The sequence below is a fragment of the Aquimarina sp. AD10 genome (genome assembly GCF_003443715.1).
Taxonomy (GTDB): domain Bacteria; phylum Bacteroidota; class Bacteroidia; order Flavobacteriales; family Flavobacteriaceae; genus Aquimarina; species Aquimarina aggregata.
In genome coordinates, this window is sequence record NZ_CP031965.1 from 4927898 (window position 1) to 4947705 (window position 19808).

The following is a 19808-nucleotide window of genomic DNA, read 5'->3' on the forward strand; positions in this document are numbered from 1 at the left end:
TGTTATTTATTTTCTTGTAATTTTTTTATTGCGCGAATTTGGTCTGCAAAGAAACCACTTTTTTCGGGATTTTTCAAAATTAATATATTATAAGCTTGAATTGCTTTTTTGTAATTTTTTTGAGCAAGATAAACCCTAGCTAAAGTTTCGGTCATTAATTCATCTGTAGGAACGACGTTTTGCTTAGCTAAATTGCGTGTAGGTGCATTTTTTATTGCAGGTTTGATCTTAGGGTTGCTAGCAATAAACTCATCGATTAAATCAAATTTATCTTTTTGATCTAACAGTTTCTTGTCTTCTTTTTTTTCTGTTTCAGAATTTTTAGGTTCAGGGTCTATAGGATTTAAAGAGCTTAACTTTAGCCATTCGGCAAAAGAATGTGTCTCTTTTTTATCAAAATCAAGAGGTTTGTTTATCTCTAATATTTGCTCGGTGGTTTTGTTTTCTTGTTTGCTCTTTTTTTCTTCATTTGCTTCTGATGCTATTTCTTCTGTTTTAGAAATTTGGTTTAAAAGACTTTCTTCATTTCTGGCAGCAAATAAAGCTGGGTCTAAAACATCTTCAGCTTCTTTTATTTTCATTCTAACGGCATCATCCATAGCCATTCTTTGTAATACCTTGACTTCTGTTGGATCTACAACATCTATGTCTGATTTGGTTTTCTTTGGGGTAGCATTTTGATCGTTATTTTTTTTGAAAAGATCAGAGGTTATAAAGTCAAATAGAACTGTTCTGTCTATTGTATATGCTGCTGTAGTCTTTAGTTCTTGATTGTATCTAAAACTTTCGTTGTCTTTTAATGTTTTTAGTAATAGCGGTTTTATAGATTGAAAATAGGGGAACTCACGAGAGATTTTTTCAAGAGAATAAGCCTGTTCTTTGCTAAGTTGAGCAGGGTTTTTTAATAAATATGTGAGTTCTTTAGTGTTCAAACTATATTGATTTATTTGTTTTTTGTGTGCTTCATCGTATTTACCATCTGGCTAACGTGGCATTAAAAATGTCTTGAGTGATACGTTCAAAAATAACTTGTAGCGCCTCATCTCGTATTGCATTTTCAGATGCAGCAGCAGGGTAATCAAAGAAAAACGAAAAACGTTGTTCTAAATCTTGTTTAGAATCTTTGGCGTCATAAAATCGCATATTTACTGCTATTGTTAATCGGTTTTGAGCGGCAGTAATTTGAGAGGTTGCTGTATTAGGAGAAACATAATCTTGCACTATTTCTCCTTCGTAAATAATGTCTCCACTAGAAGTAACAAGATCAAGATTGGTTTGATTAAGGATTAAATCTTGTAATTGATTAGTGAATGTTTGATCTGCTCCCGGAAAAATTCTTGGAGATTGATTTTGAAAGAAATTCACCTGAAAAGTTTTGGTTTCAGGACCTATTGAAATCCCACTAAAGGAATATGCACCACATCCTTGAAGTAGTATTAATCCAACTATTGCTACTATGGTGTATTTTATTTTTTTCATTAAATTACTGGTGCTTTTGTGTGACATATTTAATTTATAGTTTATTATAAATCATATTGCTTGATTTTTCTATACAAGGTGCGTTCGCTTATACCTAGCTCTTCGGCAGCGGCTTTGCGTTTTCCTCTATGTCTATCTAATGATTTTTTAATTAACTCTAGTTCTTTGTCATGAAGCGATAAGGTTTCTTCTTCTTGAATTTCTTCTGCAAAATGATACTTATCTTCTTCGGTTTCTTGAATAGTTGGAGGTGGTATTTGTAGTACTTCTGCTGTAGGGGCAGTCGTATCTTCAAATCTAATATCTTGTTCCTCTTCTCTATATATTTTTTGTATCAAGCTCTCATTATCTTTTTGTACTTGTTGATTATTGCCGCTTTCCATTAACTCCATTGTTAATTTTTTGAGATCATTAAGATCGCTTTTCATATCAAAAAGAACTTTGTACAATATTTCTCTTTCGTTACTAAAGTCACTCTCTTTTTTATCAGAAGAAATTACTGCTGGTAAATTGCTACCTATGTTTGGTAGATAACTACGTAGCGTGATGGCTGAAATTAATCTGTTTTGTTCAAGGACTGATATTTGTTCTGCGATGTTGCGTAATTGTCTGATATTACCACTCCAATGATACTTCTCTAGTAATCCAACAGCATCATCTGCTAAGCGAATGGTAGGCATTTTGTATTTGGTTGCAAAATCAGAGGCAAATTTCCTAAATAATAAATGAATGTCTTCTTTTCGATCTCTAAGAGGCGGTAGTAAAATTTCAACAGTACTAAGACGGTAGTATAAATCTTCTCTAAATTTCTCTTTTTTTATAGCTTCGAACATGTTTACATTTGTTGCAGCTACAATTCGAACATCTGTTTTTTGAACTTTTGAAGATCCGACTTTTATAAATTCGCCATTTTCCAGAACCCTTAATAAACGCACTTGAGTGGTTAGTGGAAGTTCTCCTACTTCATCTAAAAATATGGTTCCCCCATCGGCAACTTCAAAATAACCATTTCGTGTTTGTGTTGCTCCTGTAAAAGCTCCTTTTTCATGTCCAAAAAGCTCACTATCTATGGTTCCTTCGGGTATAGCACCACAGTTTACCGCTATGTATTTTCCGTGCTTACGATGAGATAGAGAGTGTATAATTTTTGGAATACTTTCTTTACCGACACCACTTTCTCCAGTAACTAAAACTGAAATATCTGTAGGAGCTACCTGGATGGCTTTTTCTACCGCACGATTTAGTTTAGGGTCATTTCCTATGATCCCAAATCGTTGTTTTATGGCTTGAATTGATTCCATCTTATGTTTTTTATTCGATTTCTTTTAGTCTTAAGTAAGGTTTAATTATTTTGAGATATACCTACTGCTTCACCTAATAAAGTTGCACTAGTACAATCATCTATTCGTACCATTACAAAATCACCAATTTTGTGTTCTCCTTTTGGGAAAATGGCTACAATGTTTGTAGTTGTTCTTCCGCTCCAATGTTGATCAGATTTTTTGGATTCTTTCTCAATTAAAACTTCATAAGTTTTTCCGATATAGCTTTCATGTCTATAAGCACAATGCTTTCTCTGTACTGCAATAACCTCTGCCAGTCTTCGTTTTTTTACATCTTCAGGGACATCATCTTCTAATTTGCGTTCTGCCAAAGTACCAGGTCTTTCTGAATAGGCGTACATATATCCATGTTCATATTTAACATGTTCTAGTAATGATAATGTATCCTGATGGTCTTCTTCTGTTTCTGTTGGAAAACCAATAATCATATCTTGAGTTATAGCACAATCAGGGATTATTTTTTTGATGTTATAGATTAATTTAATGTACTCCTCTCGAGTATGTAAACGATTCATCTCTTTTAAAATACGATCACTACCGCTTTGTATCGGAAGATGAATGTGTTTACAAATATTTTTGTGTTTTGCCATTACCTCTATAACGTCTAGGGTCATGTCCTGTGGATTAGACGTCGAAAAACGAATCCTGAGTTTTGGATGACGTTGTGCAGTCATATCTAGTAGCTTTGCAAAATCTACAGCAGTTGCTTTTTGAAAATCAGAAGCTTTTACAAAATCTTTCTTTAGTCCTCCACCATACCATAAATAGCTATCAACATTTTGTCCAAGTAAAGTGATTTCTTTAAAATTTTGAGCTACTAGTTCGTCGATTTCTTTTAAAATGCTTTGTGGTTCTCTACTACGCTCTCTTCCTCTGGTAAAAGGTACAACACAGAATGTGCACATGTTGTCACACCCTCTAGTAATGGATACAAAGGCAGATACACCGTTACTTTGTAAACGAACAGGAGCGATGTCTCCATAAGTTTCTTCTTTAGAAAGAACTACATTTACGGCATTACGACCTGCGTCAACTTCTTCAATTAAATTAGGTAGGTCTTTATATGCATCTGGACCAACAACCAGATCAACTATTTTTTCTTCTTCTAGAAACTTGCTTTTTAAACGTTCAGCCATGCATCCTAGTACGCCGACTTTCATCTTTGGATTTGTTCTTTTAACAGCATTGTACTTCTCTAACCGTTTTCGAACGGTTAGTTCTGCTTTCTCACGAATAGAGCACGTGTTTACTAGCACCAAATCCGCATCTTCTAGGTTTTGAGTAGTGTTGAATCCTTCTTTGGCTAAAATTGAAGCAACAATTTCGCTATCACTAAAATTCATTTGGCAACCATAGCTTTCGATAAAAAGCTTTCGTTGATTTTCCTTTTTTTGTTCAAGGTCAAGTGATTGTCCTTGTATGCTTTCGTCAATGATCTTCTCCATAAAAATAATTCCTTATCAATTAAGGTCAAATAGTGTGCAAAGATAATTTTTAATACGATTTATGACAAAGTGTCATGGGTTTTTTTGAAAAAAATATACATTTGTGTTCTAACTAAAAAATCATTAGCAATGGAGCATCCTATTTTTAATAAAATTGAAAACTCTAAAAAACCAGATTTTGGAGAGGTACTATCTAAAAGTTTTGAATTGTACAAAAAAACTTTTTCTATGGGAGTAACACATAGTTTGATCAGTCTGGTAATAATGATACCTTTTTTATTGATTGTATATGTTCCTGTTTTACCTGGTTATATAGAAATGATTCAAAATGCAGGAGACCCGTATTATCAACCATCATTTTTTGAAGATATTTCACCTGTAATGATTGTGATTTGGGTTTTAGTCATATTTATAATGTCTTTTCTGCTCCAGGTTTTAAACTTTTCTGTTTATGGGCATTTTTTAAAAGCGTTAAAAAAAATAGATTTAAATACGAATGATGATATAGGAGGGTACTTTACAATTGCAAAACAACATTTCGGAAAAATTATACTAATTTCTCTAGCGACTATGGGAATAGCATTGTTAGCTACCTTGGCATGTTACTTTCCAATATTTTATGTGATGGTACCGTTTCAGTTAGTTATCCCTATTTTTATTTTTAATCAAGAGATGAGTGTTGGAGATATTATTAAGGCAGCTTTTAAATTGGGAAATAAATATTGGCTTGTTCTTTTTGGGTTGATATTTATTTCGGGAATGTTGTCGGCACTTGGGGTTATAGCATGTTATGTTGGAATTATTTTCACAATGTTTTTCTCTTATGTTGTATCATATTATGTGTATAAAGATACAGTTGGTTTTGAACATGGTGAGCCTGAGGGGGAACAGACGTTATTTGTAAAATAAAAATTAAAGAACCTGCTGATCGGCAGGTTTTTTTTAAACTAATTTTTTGATAATGAATCTTGATATCAAAAAATTGATATACTTTTGTGGTCAGAAATTAAAGGACTATGGCTAAGAATTTAGTGATTGTAGAGTCACCAGCTAAGGCTAAAACAATAGAGAAATTTCTTGGAAAAGAGTTTAAGGTAGCGTCCAGTTTTGGGCATATTGCAGACTTACCTTCTAAGGAGTTGGGTGTTGATGTTGATGGAGGTTTTAAACCTAAGTATATTGTCTCAAAAGACAAAAAAGAAGTAGTAAAAAAACTAAAAGATCTTTCTAAGAAAGCCGAGATGGTATGGCTAGCTAGTGATGAGGATCGAGAGGGAGAGGCCATTGCATGGCATTTGGCAGAAACCCTTAAGCTAGATGAAAAGAGAACAAGAAGAATTGTTTTTCACGAGATAACCAAAAAAGCAATACTAAAGGCTATTGAAAACCCAAGATCGATAGATTATAATTTGGTTAATGCGCAACAGGCTAGACGTGTTTTAGATAGACTAGTAGGGTATGAGTTGTCTCCCGTGTTATGGCGTAAAGTAAAAGGAGGATTGTCTGCAGGAAGAGTGCAGTCTGTTTCTGTACGTTTAATTGTTGAGAGAGAACGTGATATTTTAAATTTTAAACCAGAAGGTTCTTATAGAATCGATGCAGAATTTTCTAATGAAGCTGGTAAGTCTTTTAAAGCAAAATTGCCTAAGAATTTCAAGACTAAAGAAGAGGCTAAATCTTTTTTAGATAAAAATATAGGGGCTTCTTTTAACGTAGCAGATCTTACTACTAAGCCTGCAAAAAAATCACCTGCACCACCTTTTACAACATCAACATTGCAGCAGGAAGCTTCAAGAAAATTATACTTTTCAGTAAGTAAGACCATGACTATGGCTCAACGATTGTATGAGGCAGGTTTGATTACATATATGAGAACTGATAGTGTTAATCTTTCTGATGAAGCTCAAAAAGGAGCAAAAGCAGAGATAGATTCTGCTTATGGAAATGAATATAGTAATCCAAGACAATATAAAGGTAAGTCTAAGGGGGCGCAAGAAGCTCACGAAGCAATAAGACCAACCGATTTTTCTAGGCATAGTGTTCAGGTGGATTATGATCAACAACGACTGTATGAGTTGATTTGGAAAAGAGCAATTGCTTCGCAAATGAGTGATGCTAAGCTTGAGAGAACAAATGTAAGAATAGCATCAAATAATCATACTGAGCAATTTACTGCAAATGGAGAAGTGATCAAATTTGAAGGATTTCTAAAGGTGTATTTAGAAGGTAATGATGATGAGGATGAAGAACAACAAGGTATTCTTCCGGCAATGAAAGTTCAAGAAGTTCTTTATAATAAATATATTTCGGCTACAGAGCGATTTACTCGTCCTCCAAGTAGATATACAGAAGCAGCACTGGTTAAAAAATTAGAGGAGCTTGGTATAGGAAGACCATCTACGTATGCACCAACGATTTCTACCATCCAGAATAGAAATTATGTAGAAAAAGGAGCTAAAGAAGGTGAGCAAAGAGATTATATTCAAATGGTACTCTCTGGAGATGCAGTGAACGAAAAAAACCTATCAGAAAAAGTAGGTAGCGATAAAGGTAAACTTATTCCGACTGATGTTGGGATGGTGGTTAATGATTTTCTTGTAAATCACTTTGCTGGTATTTTGGATTATAATTTTACAGCAAAAGTAGAACAGGATTTTGATGGTATAGCAGATGGTCAGGAAGACTGGACAAATGTCATGAAAGAATTTTATGACGAGTTTCATCCGCGAGTAGAAGATGTTGCGCAAAATGCAGAACGAGAAGTAGGAGAGCGTATTTTAGGAGAAGACCCTGCGTCAGGCAAACCGGTAAGTGTACGTTTAGGTAAATTTGGTCCTATGGTACAGATAGGTACGGCAGAAGATGAAGATAAACCAAAATTTGCAAGCTTGCCACCAGGTCTTACATTAGGAGGTATTACATTTGAAGAGGCGATGGATTTGTTTCAGTTGCCCAAAGAATTAGGTGAGTATAAAGGAGAAACTATAGTTGTGAATAATGGTCGTTTTGGTCCTTATGTTAAATTCGGAGCAAAGTTTGTTTCTCTTGACAAAGGAGAAGATCCACTAAATACTTCATTGGATAGAGCTATTGAATTGATCGATGCTAAAGAAAAAGCTGATGCTCCTATATATACGTATGAAGATCTTCCGGTTCAAAAAGGAACAGGTAGGTTTGGTCCTTTTATCAAATGGAATAATATGTTTATTAATGTAAACAAGAAGTATGATTTTGATAACCTTTCAGATAACGATATAATTACTTTAATTGAAGATAAGAAACAAAAAGAAATTGATAAAGTTATTCATAACTGGGAAGAAGAAGGTATTCGTGTAGAAAAAGCAAGATGGGGTAGAAGTAATGTTATAAAGGGTAAAACAAAAATAGAATTACCTAAAACAGTTGACGCTACAAAATTAACACTTGAAGAAGTAAAGGGTATTATCGAGAAAAATGCTCCTAAGAAAAAAACAACTAAAAAGAAAACTACTGCTAAAAAGAAAACCACTACCAAAAAGAAATAATAAATGTCTTTCGAATTTCTTGCCCCAGTAAGTGATTTAGTAGCAGCGCATACTAAATTGCTTTCAGATCAAACATTAGGGAAACAAATTAAAATTCATACAACTTCAGATGGAGTTCCTGATTTAGATAAAGTTGATATTGCTATTCTTGGTGTGCAAGAAAATAGGAATGATATTAACTTTTTAGGTGAGCAATTAAATTTTGATGCTATCCGTAAATCGTTGTATGAACTTTTTCCTGGAAATTGGAATACCAGTATGGTTGATCTGGGAGATGTTATTTCGGGGAATCAGGTTAGTGATACCTATTATTTGGTTCAAGATGTGTTGTCTACATTATTGCAGAAAAATATTATACCTATTATTATAGGGGGGAGTCAAGATTTGGTTTACGCCCAGTACAGATCTTTCGATATTTTAGAAAGAATGGTGAATTTAGCAAATGTAGATAGTAGATTCGATCTAGGGAACTCTGCAGAGGATATAACGAATACTTCTTTTGTGGGGAAGATTATTGTTGAACAACCATATAATTTATTTAATTATAGTAATATAGGATATCAAACTTATTTTAATGCACAAGAAGAAATTGATCTTATAGAAAAACTATATTTTGATTCTTATCGTTTAGGTGAAGTTATTGCAGATGTAACCGTTGTAGAACCTATCATGCGAGATGCAGATATTGTTTCTATAGATTTAGGAGTGATGAATGCAAATAGTTTGAATGGTATAACGACATCACCTAACGGATTTGATGGTAGAGAGATATGTGCGATCTCTAGATATGCCGGGATTAGTGATAAAGTGAAGAGTTTTGGGATTTATGAATTTAAAAATTTCAAAAATGAAGAAACTGCTGCAGTGCTCATTTCCCAAATCATCTGGTATTTTATTGAAGGGGTTAATTATCGTTCTAATGAATTGGATATCAAAAATCTAAAAAACACACTACATTACAATGTGCCAATAGATGATGAGATTTTGTCTTTTTATAAGAGCCCAAAAACAGGAAGATGGTGGATAGAAATACCTTTTATTTCATCTGGCAATAATAAATTGAAAAGACATACGTTATTACCTTGCACGTACAACGATTATGAGCGAGCTTGTAATCAAGAAATACCTGAAAGATGGTATAAGGCAAAACGAAAAAATGAAGTTTAACATTATTATTAGGTAGATTTAAGGTTTTTTTTAGAAAAAAATTGTTTTTCTGAAAATAAATAAATAGGTTTACGTCCTTAAATCTAAGAAGATCTTAACCTAAAACACGTTATGAAGAAATTTGTATCACTCTTTGCTATTTTAGCAATGCTCTACAGTTGTGGTGGCGGAAGTCGAGGAGAACTGACCGGAGCACAAGGAAAAAAATGGCACCCGCAGAAACCATATGGAATGGCGCTCATCCCCGGAGGATCGTTCATTATGGGTAAATCTGACGATGATAAAGCCGCATTAGCAAACGCCCCTACGAAAATGGTTACTGTACGTTCTTTTTATATGGACGAGACAGAAATCACTAATAGTGAGTATCGACAGTTTGTTAATTGGGTTCGAGATTCAACAATCCGAGTACGATTAGCGATAATGGCTGATGAATTAGGAAAAACTCCCGGTGACGATGGTATCGGAGAGTTTGCTTTTCTTGATGCAGATACCGAAAACATGACCGTATACGAAAAGTATATGTATGACAATTATAGTGGTACAGGAGAAACTGGTTATGAAGGTAGAAGACTTAATAAGGATATTGATATCGAGTGGGATATTGATGATTATCCAGATGAGTTTTATGCTGAAGTTATGGATACGATGTATATTCCATTAGAAGAATCTTATAATGGAAGACGTACATTAGATGTAAGTAAGTTCGAATTTAGGTTTACTTGGATGGATATTCAAGCTGCAGCACGTGCAAGAAAAGGTGGAAGAAAAGATTTTATTAAAGAAGAAGTAATACCAGTTTATCCAGATACAACTGTTTGGATTAAGGATTTTAGTTATTCTTATAACGAACCTATGCATAATGACTATTTCTGGCATAGTGCATATGATGATTATCCAGTAGTAGGAGTTTCTTGGGAACAAGCTAAAGCTTTCTGCCGATGGAGAACTATCGAGAAAAATACATTTCAAAGAAAAAGAAATAAAGAGTTTGTAAACTATTTTAGATTACCAACAGAAGCAGAATGGGAGTATGCAGCTAGAGGTGGTTTAGAATCAGCGACATACCCATGGGGAGGACCTTATGCCTTAAATGACAGAGGGTGTTTCTTAGCAAACTTTAAACCTCTTCGAGGAAACTACGCAGCAGATAATTTCTTATATACTGTAGAAGCCAAAACATTTGAAGCCAATGATTATAACTTATATAATATGGCAGGTAATGTTTCTGAGTGGGTACAGTCGTCTTATGACCCTTCAGCATATGAATACGTTTCATCTATGAACCCTAACGTTAATGATGATGAAAACAAGCGTAAAGTTGTGCGAGGTGGATCATGGAAAGATGTTGCTTATTTCCTACAGGTAAGTACCAGAGATTATGAATATGCGGATTCTGCAAGAAGTTATATTGGATTCAGAACAGTACAAGATTACATGGGTACTGATGTAACTGGAGAAGATAATACTCAGAATCAAAAGTAAGTCCCAAAATTTTCTATCAACTACTTAATTACTAACCTTTTTTAACAATTAGATTAAAAAAAACAAAACAAATTTATTATGGCAAATTCAAAAGCAAGTAAAAAATTAATGAATATGGTATACGGTCTGGGAGCGGCCGTTGTAATATTAGGTGCACTTTTTAAAATTATGCACTGGCCTTTTGGTAACGAAATGCTTATCATTGGTCTTGTTACAGAAGCACTTGTATTTACTGTTTCGGCATTCGAATCAGTTGATGATGAATTAGATTGGTCTTTAGTATACCCAGAATTAGCTGGAGGATCAAAAAGAGATAAAAAAGAAAAAGAGACTCCAGAAGGATTATTATCTAAAAAATTAGATGAAATGCTAAAAGAGGCTAGAGTTGACTCTAATCTTATTGGTAGTCTTGGTGATAGTATCCGTAATTTTGAAGGAGCTGCAAAAGGTATTAAGCCAACTGCAGATTCTATCGCTGGACAACAAAAATATAGTGAAGAAATGGCAAAAGCTGCTGCTTCAATGGAATCATTAAATGGTTTGTACAGAGTACAGTTAGATGCTGCTTCAAAACAAGCTGAAGCAAACGCACAAACTGCAGAGTTTGCTAGTCAATTGCAAGAACAGATGAAAAGTCTATCTGGTAACCTTGCTTCTCTTAATGGAGTATATGGTGGTATGTTAACTGCAATGAACAGAAGTTAACATTTTTGAATAAAATATTTTTATAATAACTACCAAAATCTAAGAAGAATATGGCAGGAGGAAAATTATCCCCAAGGCAGAAGATGATTAACCTGATGTACTTGGTTTTCATCGCGATGATGGCATTAAATATGTCAAAAGAAGTATTATCAGCATTCGGTTTGATGAACGAAAGACTTACTGAGTCTAATACGTTAGCAACACAACGTAATACTGCGTTTATGACTGGTCTTGCAGACAAAGTAACTGAACAGGCTGAAAAATATGGGCCATTAAAGGCTAAAGCAGATGAAATCAGCAAGTTCTCAAATGAATTTAATGATTACGTAGAGCAGTTAAAAAAGGAAATTCAAGAAACGGCAGATGATCCAACGGATTATGAAACAATGGATAAGCCTGATGCACTTGATAGTAAATTTTTTGAAGGTGGTAAGTTAACTGCCTCAGCTAAAGATTTCGTAAGTAAAATCGATGCATATAGAACTGGAGTTGCTTCTACTATAAGAACAGTAAAAGAAGTAGATGAATCTGTTGCAAATGATGTTGAAAAAACGTTTTCAACTGAAGAAGTTAGAAATAGAGATAATAGACCAGTAGAATGGTTAAAGTATAATTTTGAAGGATTTCCATTAGTTGCTTCTATTACAAAGCTTACTCAGATGCAAGCTGATGTTAAAACTACAGAGAGTAAAGTTCTTTCTGCATTATTAGCAGGTCAACAAGCTTCTGAACTTTCGTTTAGTAATTATGAGGCAATTGTTGTAGCTGATAAAACTGCTTTCTTTAGTGGAGAGAAGTTTAAAGGAAGAATCGTTCTTGGACGTTTTGATGCTACTTTGAAACCAACCAAAGTAATGGTTAATGGAAAAGAGCAAACAGAAGTTCAGAACGGGCAAATTATGTTAGATTTCCCAGCAGGTAATGTTGGAGAAAGAGATGTGGCAGGTGAGCTTGAATTTAAAGAAGGAGATTCTATAGTTAAGATTCCTATTAAGAGTTCGTATACTGTAATACCAAGACCAAATTCTGCAGTGATTTCAGCAGATAAAATGAATGTGGTATATAGAGGTGTAAATAACCCTATGACTATTTCTATTCCTGGTGTACCTAATGTAAATGCTAATGCACCTGGTTTAAGAAAAACTGGTGGTGCTGGTAAATATATGATGAATGTTACTACTGTTAAAGCACGTGAAGTAAGTATCAAAGTAAGTGGTAAACTTGCAAACGGTACAAGTGTGAGTGATAGTAAGAAGTTTAGAATTAAAGATATTCCTAGACCTGTGGGAACTGTAAGAGGTGAAGACGGTTCTGTAAAAATGGCAAGAAATGCATTACAAATTTCTTCTATCGGAGCAATTTTACCTGATTTTGAATTTGATATCAAAATTAAAGTTACTGGATTTAAGTTTAAGGTAGAAGGACAGCCTACAGCTAGTGTACGTGGTGGAAGATTAGATGCTAAAGCAAAATCAGCATTACGTAAAGCTAAAAGAGGATCTGCAGTGCAAATCTTTGATATAAAAGCACAGTTATCTAACAATGCAAGTTATAAACTGAAGAAAATATCTCCAGTTATTGTTGAGTTAACAAATTAAAAAAACAAACTAATTAGTTATGAATTTGAGAAATTTTGTATTAACCGTCTTAGGTGTATTTGTTTCCCTTATTTCATATGGTCAAACAAACGTTTTAAACGCGGATACGCCAGATGATATAGGAAAGAAAACGGCTGAACAGATTTTAAATGATAATGATCATCCTTTAGAATATGGTTACGTTGATAAGCGTGATGTATTATGGGCAAAAACTACTTGGGAGACTATTGATCTTGATGAACGTATTAATTTCCCATTGTATTACCCTATAGATACTTTTAATATTGGTGTTAACCGTAGATCATTATACGACGTTTTAATATCCAATATCAGAAGCGGAAAAATCAAAAATATTTATTCAGATTCATATTTTACCGAAACTCGTACATTCGATGATCTTAAAAGTACAATGTCTAAAATTGATACTACCGATTTAGGATATGAGCAGTACAATGCAGGTGAGACCGTAGATCCTCAGTATATTAATCAGAGAGATTTAAATTCGGCTGATATTGCAGAATATAGAATTAGAGGGTATTGGTATTTTGATAAAAGACAAGGAGAGTTAAGATACAGAATGCTTGGTTTAGCACCAGTTGCTCCTGATGTTAACTTTATCGATGATGATGAGCCGGATTTAGTAGAATTGTTCTGGGTTTGGTATCCAGATGCTAGAGAAATCTTACATAACACATCGGCTTTTAACAGAAGAAATACATCAATGCCTTTTACTTTGGATCATATTCTTAATGCAAGACGATTTAACTCTGTAATTTATAAAGAGGATAATGAACAGGGGGATAGGTCGATAGATGATTATATCGTTGACAATGCCTTGATGCAGCTTTTAGAGAGTGAAAGAATTAAAGAGAGTATTCGAAATTTCGAAATGGATATGTGGAGTTACTAAATTCCTTCTTATCTAAAATATAGATAAAACGCCTAACATAATAGTTAGGCGTTTTGTTATTTTTGAAGTATGTTAGATTATATAATTGTTGGGTTTGGTTTATCAGGATTGGCTTTTGTAGAGCAATTAGAAAAAAATAATAAGTCATATGTTGTTTTTGAGGATAGTTCTCAAAAATCTTCTCGTGTGGCTGGTGGATTATATAATCCTGTTATTTTAAAAAGATTTACTCCTGCATGGCAAGCAATCGAGCAAGTTGAAACAGCTGGAGCATTTTATAAAAATATTGAGAAAAAACTTAACCAACCGCTGGTTTTTGAGCTTCCTATATTACGAAGATTTAATTCTGTAGAAGAACAAAATGTTTGGTTTGAGGCTTGTGACAAACCTATTTTAGACCGATTTCTTTCAGCAGAATTGTACGAAAACACAAATAACGCGTTGGATATTCCTTACCAGTACGGAAAAGTAAAGCATACAGGAAGAATAGCAATTAAAAAACTATTGGAATCATACTTAGGTGCGATTGATCAAAAGAAAAGTTTGTTTAAAGAATCTTTTGATTATGCCGCCTTAAGTATTACTCCGGATTATGTTGAATATAAAGGAGTAAAAGCAAGGCATGTGATATTTACAGAAGGGTTTGGAGTGCAAAAAAACCCATTTTTTAAAGATTTACCAATAGTAGGCAATAAAGGAGAGTATATAATTATCGAGTCTAAGGCTTTAAAAGTTACAGAAGCTATCAAATCTTCGGTTTTTATAATTCCTTTAGGAAATGACATCTATAAAGTTGGAGCGACCTATAATAACCACGACAAATCTGTTGAAGTAACAGAAAGGGCTAAAGAAGAATTAATAGAAAAATTGGAACGCTTTTTAAAAGTACCATATCAAATTATAGATCAAGTTGCCGGAATACGACCAACAGTTAAAGATAGAAAGCCAATACTCGGGACACATCCTAAATTTGCAAATTTACATATCCTAAATGGCATGGGAAGCAGAGGGATTTTAATTGCTCCTTCGATGGCGCAAAATCTATTCGCATACATAGAAAAAGATGTTCCCTTAAATAAAGAGATAGATGTAAAACGCTTTATGGCGTAATTAAAAAGCTTTAGATATGGGTTTAACTAGGTTAAGAGACCGCTTTTTCTTTATTATAATGCATAAAGAAATTAATCCAGATATTTCGCGACAATCTTAAAATAACAGGCAAAAAAACAATCATTGTAATTGCAATAATAAAGAAGGTAACTACTAAGTTAAGCTTAAATAATAGAAAACTAATTACAAAGGCAGCAACTGCAAAAGCAATGCCAACAGGATAACTAACATACATAGCCCCGTAGAAAAAAGAGGGCTCTATTTTATACTTTGTATTGCAATGACTACATCGGTCTTGCATCTTTAGGGTGTGGCTAAGTTTATAGGGATTTGATTCTGTATACATGCTTTCATTTTGGCAAACAGGGCAGTTACCAGTAAAAATACTATAAATTTTAGTGCCTTTTAAGAAGTTCATAAGTGGCTTTTTTGGTAGCACAAAATTAATCATCTTTGCACAAAATATTCAAAAGCTGATGTTAAACATACACAACTTATCAATTTCATTTGGAGGAGAGTATCTTTTTGAGGAAATAAGCTTTATGCTAAGTGCAGGAGATCGCGTAGGACTAGTAGGTAAAAATGGAGCAGGTAAATCTACAATGCTTAAAATCTTATCTAAAGAGCAAGAACCGGATTCTGGTCAAATTGCTATGGATAAAGAAGTAAAAATTGGATTTCTAAAGCAAGATATTGATTTTATAGAAGGTCGTACCGTATTAGAAGAAGCGTATGAAGCTTTTATTGAAATTAAGAAGATTGAACGAGAGATAGATGCTATAAATGCACAACTCGCCGAACGCACGGATTATGAGAGCGAAGGATACAATCAACTCATTACGGATTTAAGTGATCATACGCATCACTATGAGATTTTAGGTGGATATAATTATCAAGGTGAAACCGAAAGAGTCTTACAAGGTTTAGGGTTTATGCGAGAAGATTTTAATCGTCTTACCGATACCTTTTCAGGTGGGTGGAGAATGCGTATCGAATTGGCAAAACTCTTATTACAAAATAATGATATACTTCTTCTTGATGAGCCAACAAACCACCTAGATATAGAATCTATTATTTGGTTAGAGAGTTTCTTGAAAAACTATACGGGAGTTGTTGTTATCGTTTCGCATGATAAAATGTTTTTGGATAATGTGACTAATAGAACAATCGAAATCTCTTTAGGTCGTATTTATGATTACAATAAACCATATTCTAAATACTTAGTGTTACGTAAGGAGATTAGAGAGCAACAATTAGCAACACAAAAAAATCAATCAAAACAGATTGAGCAAACCGAAAAATTAATAGAAAAATTTAGAGCAAAAGCATCTAAAGCTTCTATGGCACAATCATTAATCAAAAAGTTAGATAAGATTGACAGAATTGAAGTTGATGAGGATGATAATGCTGTTATGAATATTAGTTTTCCTGTTAGTATACAGCCTGGCAAAGTTGTCATTGAAGCAGAGAGTGTTGGTAAGAGTTATGGTGAGAAAGAAATCCTGAGTGATATTGATTTATTAGTAGAGCGAGGGTCAAAAATAGCATTTGTTGGGCAAAATGGTCAGGGAAAATCTACTTTGGCAAAAATCATAATCAATGAAATATCCTATGATGGTGATTTTAAATTAGGACATAATGTACAAATAGGATATTTTGCTCAAAACCAATCCGAATATCTTGATGGCGAGCTAACAGTCCATGATACTATGATACATGCAGCCAATGAAAAAACAAGAAGCAAAGTTCGTGATATGTTGGGGGCATTTTTGTTTAGAGGAGATGAAGTGGATAAGAAAGTAAAAGTTTTATCTGGAGGAGAGCGAAACAGATTGGCATTATGTAAAATGTTATTAGAACCGTTTAATGTACTAGTGATGGATGAGCCTACCAATCACTTAGATATAAAGTCTAAAAATGTATTAAAAGAAGCATTAAAGAATTTTGAAGGTACGTTGATCTTGGTTTCACACGATAGGGATTTTTTGCAGGGACTTAGTAACACTGTTTATGAGTTTAAGAATAAAAAGATTAAAGAGTATTTAGGAGATATTAATTTTTACCTCGAAGAACGAAGAGTTAATGATTTAAGAGAGATCGAGAAAAAAGATAAGCAGACCAAATCTGTTTCTACTTCAAAAGAAACAGCTAAACAATCTTATGAAGATCAAAAAAAGATAAAATCACTCAATAATAGACTAAGTAATACAGAATCCAAAATCAATAAATTAGAAAAGCAAATCAAAGAAATTGACGTAGAATTGGCGGTAAATTATGATGAAACTATTGCAAAACCGAATTTTTTTGATAGTTATCAGGCTAAAAAAGATGAGTTAGAAGTTTTAATGGAACAATGGGAGGAAATACAAGAAGAAATTGATTCATTAATAAATGTATAAAATACAAATGTTTTTTTAAAGATTTAATCAAAAAAACACTTCTAAATTATGATATTTTTACCGAAAGCATTTTATTTTAAACATTTGATAAATAAGAGTTTGTTAGCTAAAGGTTAAGTGAAAAAATAGGATATACTTTTGTGACATTTTTAGCGTTAGTTGCAGGTACAACTAAATTTTTATAGATATTTTTGTATCTGGAAAAATTAAACAATAGTATTTATGAGTAATACAAAAGTCATTGATTTAAATACCCATGCCTTATCTTGGGTTGGTAAGATTCACTATGATTTTGGGTTTTTGGTTCAAAAAGCATTTCAAGAAAACGGATTAGATTTATCTAAAGAACAATGGAGCGTTCTTAAGCGCCTACGTGTAAATGATGGACAACCTCAAAACGATCTTGCTTTTATAACTCATAGAGATAAAACTTCTATGACTAGGTTAGTGAATACTATGGAAAGTAAAAACCTAGTAGTTAGAAAAAGTGATGAGAACGATAGAAGGGTAAATCGTATTTTTCTTACTGATTATGGTAAAGAAGTCATTGAAAAAGTAAGGCCAATCATGTTTGATCTTATCCCTGCAGTTCAAGAAAGTCTTACAGAAGAAGAAATAGAAACCTTAATTGCTACACTCAAAAAAGTGAAAGCTAAAATTGCTGACATAGCTGAGTAAGCTAGACTTAAAAATATAAGGATATCTATTGAAAGTGTCTTTTGTTTTTAAAATTAGATATAACTTGAATTTTTTCGATAGTTCAAGTGATCGTACAAAATCATTCAAAAAAAGGCTGCTTTCTAGCAGCCTTATGAGATTTATTCGTCATTACACGAAGGCCTCTGAGATGGTGCTTGCCCACAATGACGACAATAAGATATTGCGGTGTTTCTTCCTCCTTTGATTTGCATACTTTCTAACTTAGAAATGGTTTTTTTGTCAAAAAGTAAACCTGATAATTTCTTTTTTTTCATGATCTAAAATTTAAAAAATAATAATTTCCTTGAACATTTAATGACACCCAAGGTTTGTGTCATTTGTAGAATAAACACATACTTTTTGTCAAGCGTGTATTTATTTATGTTGTTGCAAGGTAAAATGTTACCGATTTTTCGGTACTTTCTTCATATTGATTACAAAACTTTAGGAAAACCTGTGTTGCTCCACATCAAAAAACTAATGTATTAAAAGATACTTTTTGGGTGTCGAATGTTTATGATAGTGTCTTAACCCAAAAAAAATAGAAAGCCTAATTGTAATCTTAAAAAAAGTTAAAAATAAGATAGTAGAAATAACAGAATAAGTACGTGTAATACGTGTATTAAAGACAAAAAAAAGCATCTATGAGAACAGATACTTTTTGTGTTAAAATTGACTATTTTAACTTTTATGAGTTTTTTAACGGCATTACAGTAATAGGGTTGATAGTTTTGTGCGGTATTTCATACGATACTTTGAATACAAATACAAGCTATGAGAAATATTATACTTTCTATCCTTGGGGTAGTGATTATTATTGGAGCCCTTTTTGGAGCCAAAAAAATAGTAGATAGTAAAAAAAGGCCCAAACCAAGATCTTCTAAAGTAGTTAAAACAGTCTTTGTGGATACTGTTCAGAATACAACAATTCCAATTCAAATCGCTGCAAATGGTAATCTTACTGCCAAACGTAGATTAGAGTTATATGCTGAAGTGCAAGGTGTTTTTAAAGGAGGAGCTAAGCTTTTTAAAACAGGGCAGAAATATCAAAAAGGACAATCATTAATCAGGATTGATGCTTCAGAATATTATGCTACCGTACAATCTGCCAAAAGTAATTTGTACAATCAAGTTACTGCGATAATGCCGGATTTAAGATTAGATTATCCAGAAATTTATCAAAAATGGCAAGCTTATTTAGGAAGTTTTGATATGGATAAAGCAACTCCTCAACTACCAGAGACAACTTCAGAAAAAGAGAAATATTTTATAACAGGCCGCAACATTTATACATCATACTATAATGTAAAAAACCTAGAACAGCGCTTATCAAAATATTCGATTAGGGCTCCGTTTAGTGGTGTGCTTACCGAATCTTTAGTTACAGAAGGTACGTTGATAAGGCAAGGACAAAAATTAGGAGAGTATATCGACACTAGTGTATATGAAATGCAAGTAGCTATAGGAAAAGAATATGCTGATCTTTTGCGAATAGGTAAATCGGTAGCTCTTTCAAATTTAAATAAAACCAAGAGCTTTAAAGGAACAGTGACTAGGATTAATGGGAGCATCGATCAAGCCACTCAAACAATTACCGCTTTTATAGAGATCAAAGACCCTTTGCTTAAAGAAGGAATGTATCTTGAAGCATACTTAGATGCTAAAAAAGAAGAAAATGCGATACAAATTGATAGAAGTTTGTTACAAGAAGGAGATAAGATTTTTATAGTAAGAGATAGTATTTTGGATGTTATTAATGTAAATCCTGTTTATTTTTCAGATAAAAAAGTAGTGCTTAAAGGAGTCTCAGATGGTGATGTTATTGTTAATAAACCAGTCCCAGGAGCTTATGCAGGTATGTTGGTGAAAATATACCAAAAGAAAAACTCTTCAGAATCGAGAGCTTCAAACGCTAATGCAAGCAGAAATATAAAACAATAACTC

General features: G+C 33.3%; 17 protein-coding genes. 11 read left to right on the top strand and 6 right to left on the bottom strand.

What is annotated here, in order from left to right; genetic code table 11:
* Positions 1-2: 2 nt before the first annotated feature.
* The 4 genes from D1816_RS20415 to miaB are packed head-to-tail and all read right to left on the bottom strand — an operon-like array spanning position 3 to position 4267.
* On the bottom strand, positions 3-932 hold the full coding sequence (locus D1816_RS20415; protein WP_118505324.1) for a hypothetical protein: 930 nt from the start codon (positions 930-932) through the stop codon (positions 3-5).
* 40 nt (positions 933-972) lie between these two features.
* The gene (locus D1816_RS20420; protein ID WP_066308288.1) at positions 973-1479 is read right to left on the bottom strand and encodes an LptE family protein; all 507 of its coding nucleotides are present in this window, start codon (positions 1477-1479) and stop codon (positions 973-975) included.
* A gap of 44 nt (positions 1480-1523) precedes the next feature.
* Positions 1524-2780: a sigma-54-dependent Fis family transcriptional regulator gene (locus tag D1816_RS20425; RefSeq protein ID WP_066308284.1), complete on the bottom strand. Its 1257-nt coding sequence runs from the start codon at positions 2778-2780 to the stop codon at positions 1524-1526.
* Positions 2781-2821: 41 nt separating this feature from the next.
* Positions 2822-4267 carry a tRNA (N6-isopentenyl adenosine(37)-C2)-methylthiotransferase MiaB gene (gene miaB, locus D1816_RS20430; protein WP_118505326.1) on the bottom strand — a complete coding sequence of 482 codons (1446 nt, stop codon included), beginning with the start codon at positions 4265-4267 and terminating at the stop codon, positions 2822-2824.
* Positions 4268-4396: 129 nt separating this feature from the next.
* Here miaB and D1816_RS20435 point away from each other — a divergent pair, with 129 nt between their 5' ends.
* From D1816_RS20435 to D1816_RS20470, 8 genes are all read left to right on the top strand, one after another.
* Entirely contained in the window at positions 4397-5176 is a 780-nt protein-coding gene (locus D1816_RS20435; RefSeq protein WP_066308278.1) for a hypothetical protein, read from the top strand.
* Between the two features lie 107 nt (positions 5177-5283).
* Positions 5284-7791, top strand: a complete 2508-nt coding sequence (gene topA, locus D1816_RS20440) for a type I DNA topoisomerase (protein WP_066308275.1) — start codon at positions 5284-5286, stop codon at positions 7789-7791.
* A 3-nt stretch (positions 7792-7794) separates the two neighbouring features.
* Positions 7795-8958, top strand: a complete 1164-nt coding sequence (locus tag D1816_RS20445) for a formimidoylglutamase (RefSeq protein WP_118505328.1) — start codon at positions 7795-7797, stop codon at positions 8956-8958.
* A 111-nt stretch (positions 8959-9069) separates the two neighbouring features.
* A complete protein-coding gene (gene gldK / locus D1816_RS20450; protein WP_066308270.1) occupies positions 9070-10443 on the top strand; it encodes a gliding motility lipoprotein GldK in 1374 nt (457 codons plus the stop codon).
* A gap of 78 nt (positions 10444-10521) precedes the next feature.
* Positions 10522-11148: a gliding motility protein GldL gene (gldL, locus tag D1816_RS20455; RefSeq protein ID WP_066308267.1), complete on the top strand. Its 627-nt coding sequence runs from the start codon at positions 10522-10524 to the stop codon at positions 11146-11148.
* Positions 11149-11198: 50 nt separating this feature from the next.
* Complete coding sequence (gldM, locus tag D1816_RS20460; protein WP_066308264.1) at positions 11199-12746, top strand: gliding motility protein GldM; 1548 nt, start codon at positions 11199-11201, stop codon at positions 12744-12746.
* 19 nt (positions 12747-12765) lie between these two features.
* Entirely contained in the window at positions 12766-13656 is an 891-nt protein-coding gene (gene gldN, locus D1816_RS20465) for a gliding motility protein GldN (RefSeq protein ID WP_066308261.1), read from the top strand.
* 69 nt (positions 13657-13725) lie between these two features.
* Positions 13726-14766, top strand: coding sequence for an FAD-binding oxidoreductase (locus D1816_RS20470; protein ID WP_118505330.1), 1041 nt, complete (start codon positions 13726-13728; stop codon positions 14764-14766).
* 31 nt (positions 14767-14797) lie between these two features.
* Here the strand turns inward: D1816_RS20470 and D1816_RS20475 are convergent, their stop codons facing one another.
* The gene (locus tag D1816_RS20475) at positions 14798-15184 is read right to left on the bottom strand and encodes a DUF983 domain-containing protein (RefSeq protein ID WP_066308253.1); all 387 of its coding nucleotides are present in this window, start codon (positions 15182-15184) and stop codon (positions 14798-14800) included.
* 58 nt (positions 15185-15242) lie between these two features.
* Between D1816_RS20475 and abc-f the strand changes: the two genes are divergently transcribed.
* Together abc-f and D1816_RS20485 are read left to right on the top strand one after the other, a co-directional pair.
* Entirely contained in the window at positions 15243-17165 is a 1923-nt protein-coding gene (gene abc-f, locus D1816_RS20480; RefSeq protein ID WP_066308540.1) for a ribosomal protection-like ABC-F family protein, read from the top strand.
* A gap of 222 nt (positions 17166-17387) precedes the next feature.
* A complete protein-coding gene (locus tag D1816_RS20485; RefSeq protein ID WP_066308250.1) occupies positions 17388-17843 on the top strand; it encodes a MarR family winged helix-turn-helix transcriptional regulator in 456 nt (151 codons plus the stop codon).
* 140 nt (positions 17844-17983) lie between these two features.
* Here D1816_RS20485 and D1816_RS25855 read toward each other — a convergent pair whose 3' ends face one another.
* Positions 17984-18139, bottom strand: coding sequence for a hypothetical protein (locus D1816_RS25855; RefSeq protein ID WP_157765994.1), 156 nt, complete (start codon positions 18137-18139; stop codon positions 17984-17986).
* Between the two features lie 499 nt (positions 18140-18638).
* Here D1816_RS25855 and D1816_RS20490 point away from each other — a divergent pair, with 499 nt between their 5' ends.
* The gene (locus D1816_RS20490) at positions 18639-19805 is read left to right on the top strand and encodes an efflux RND transporter periplasmic adaptor subunit (protein ID WP_066308248.1); all 1167 of its coding nucleotides are present in this window, start codon (positions 18639-18641) and stop codon (positions 19803-19805) included.
* The last annotated feature ends 3 nt before the right edge of the window (positions 19806-19808 follow it).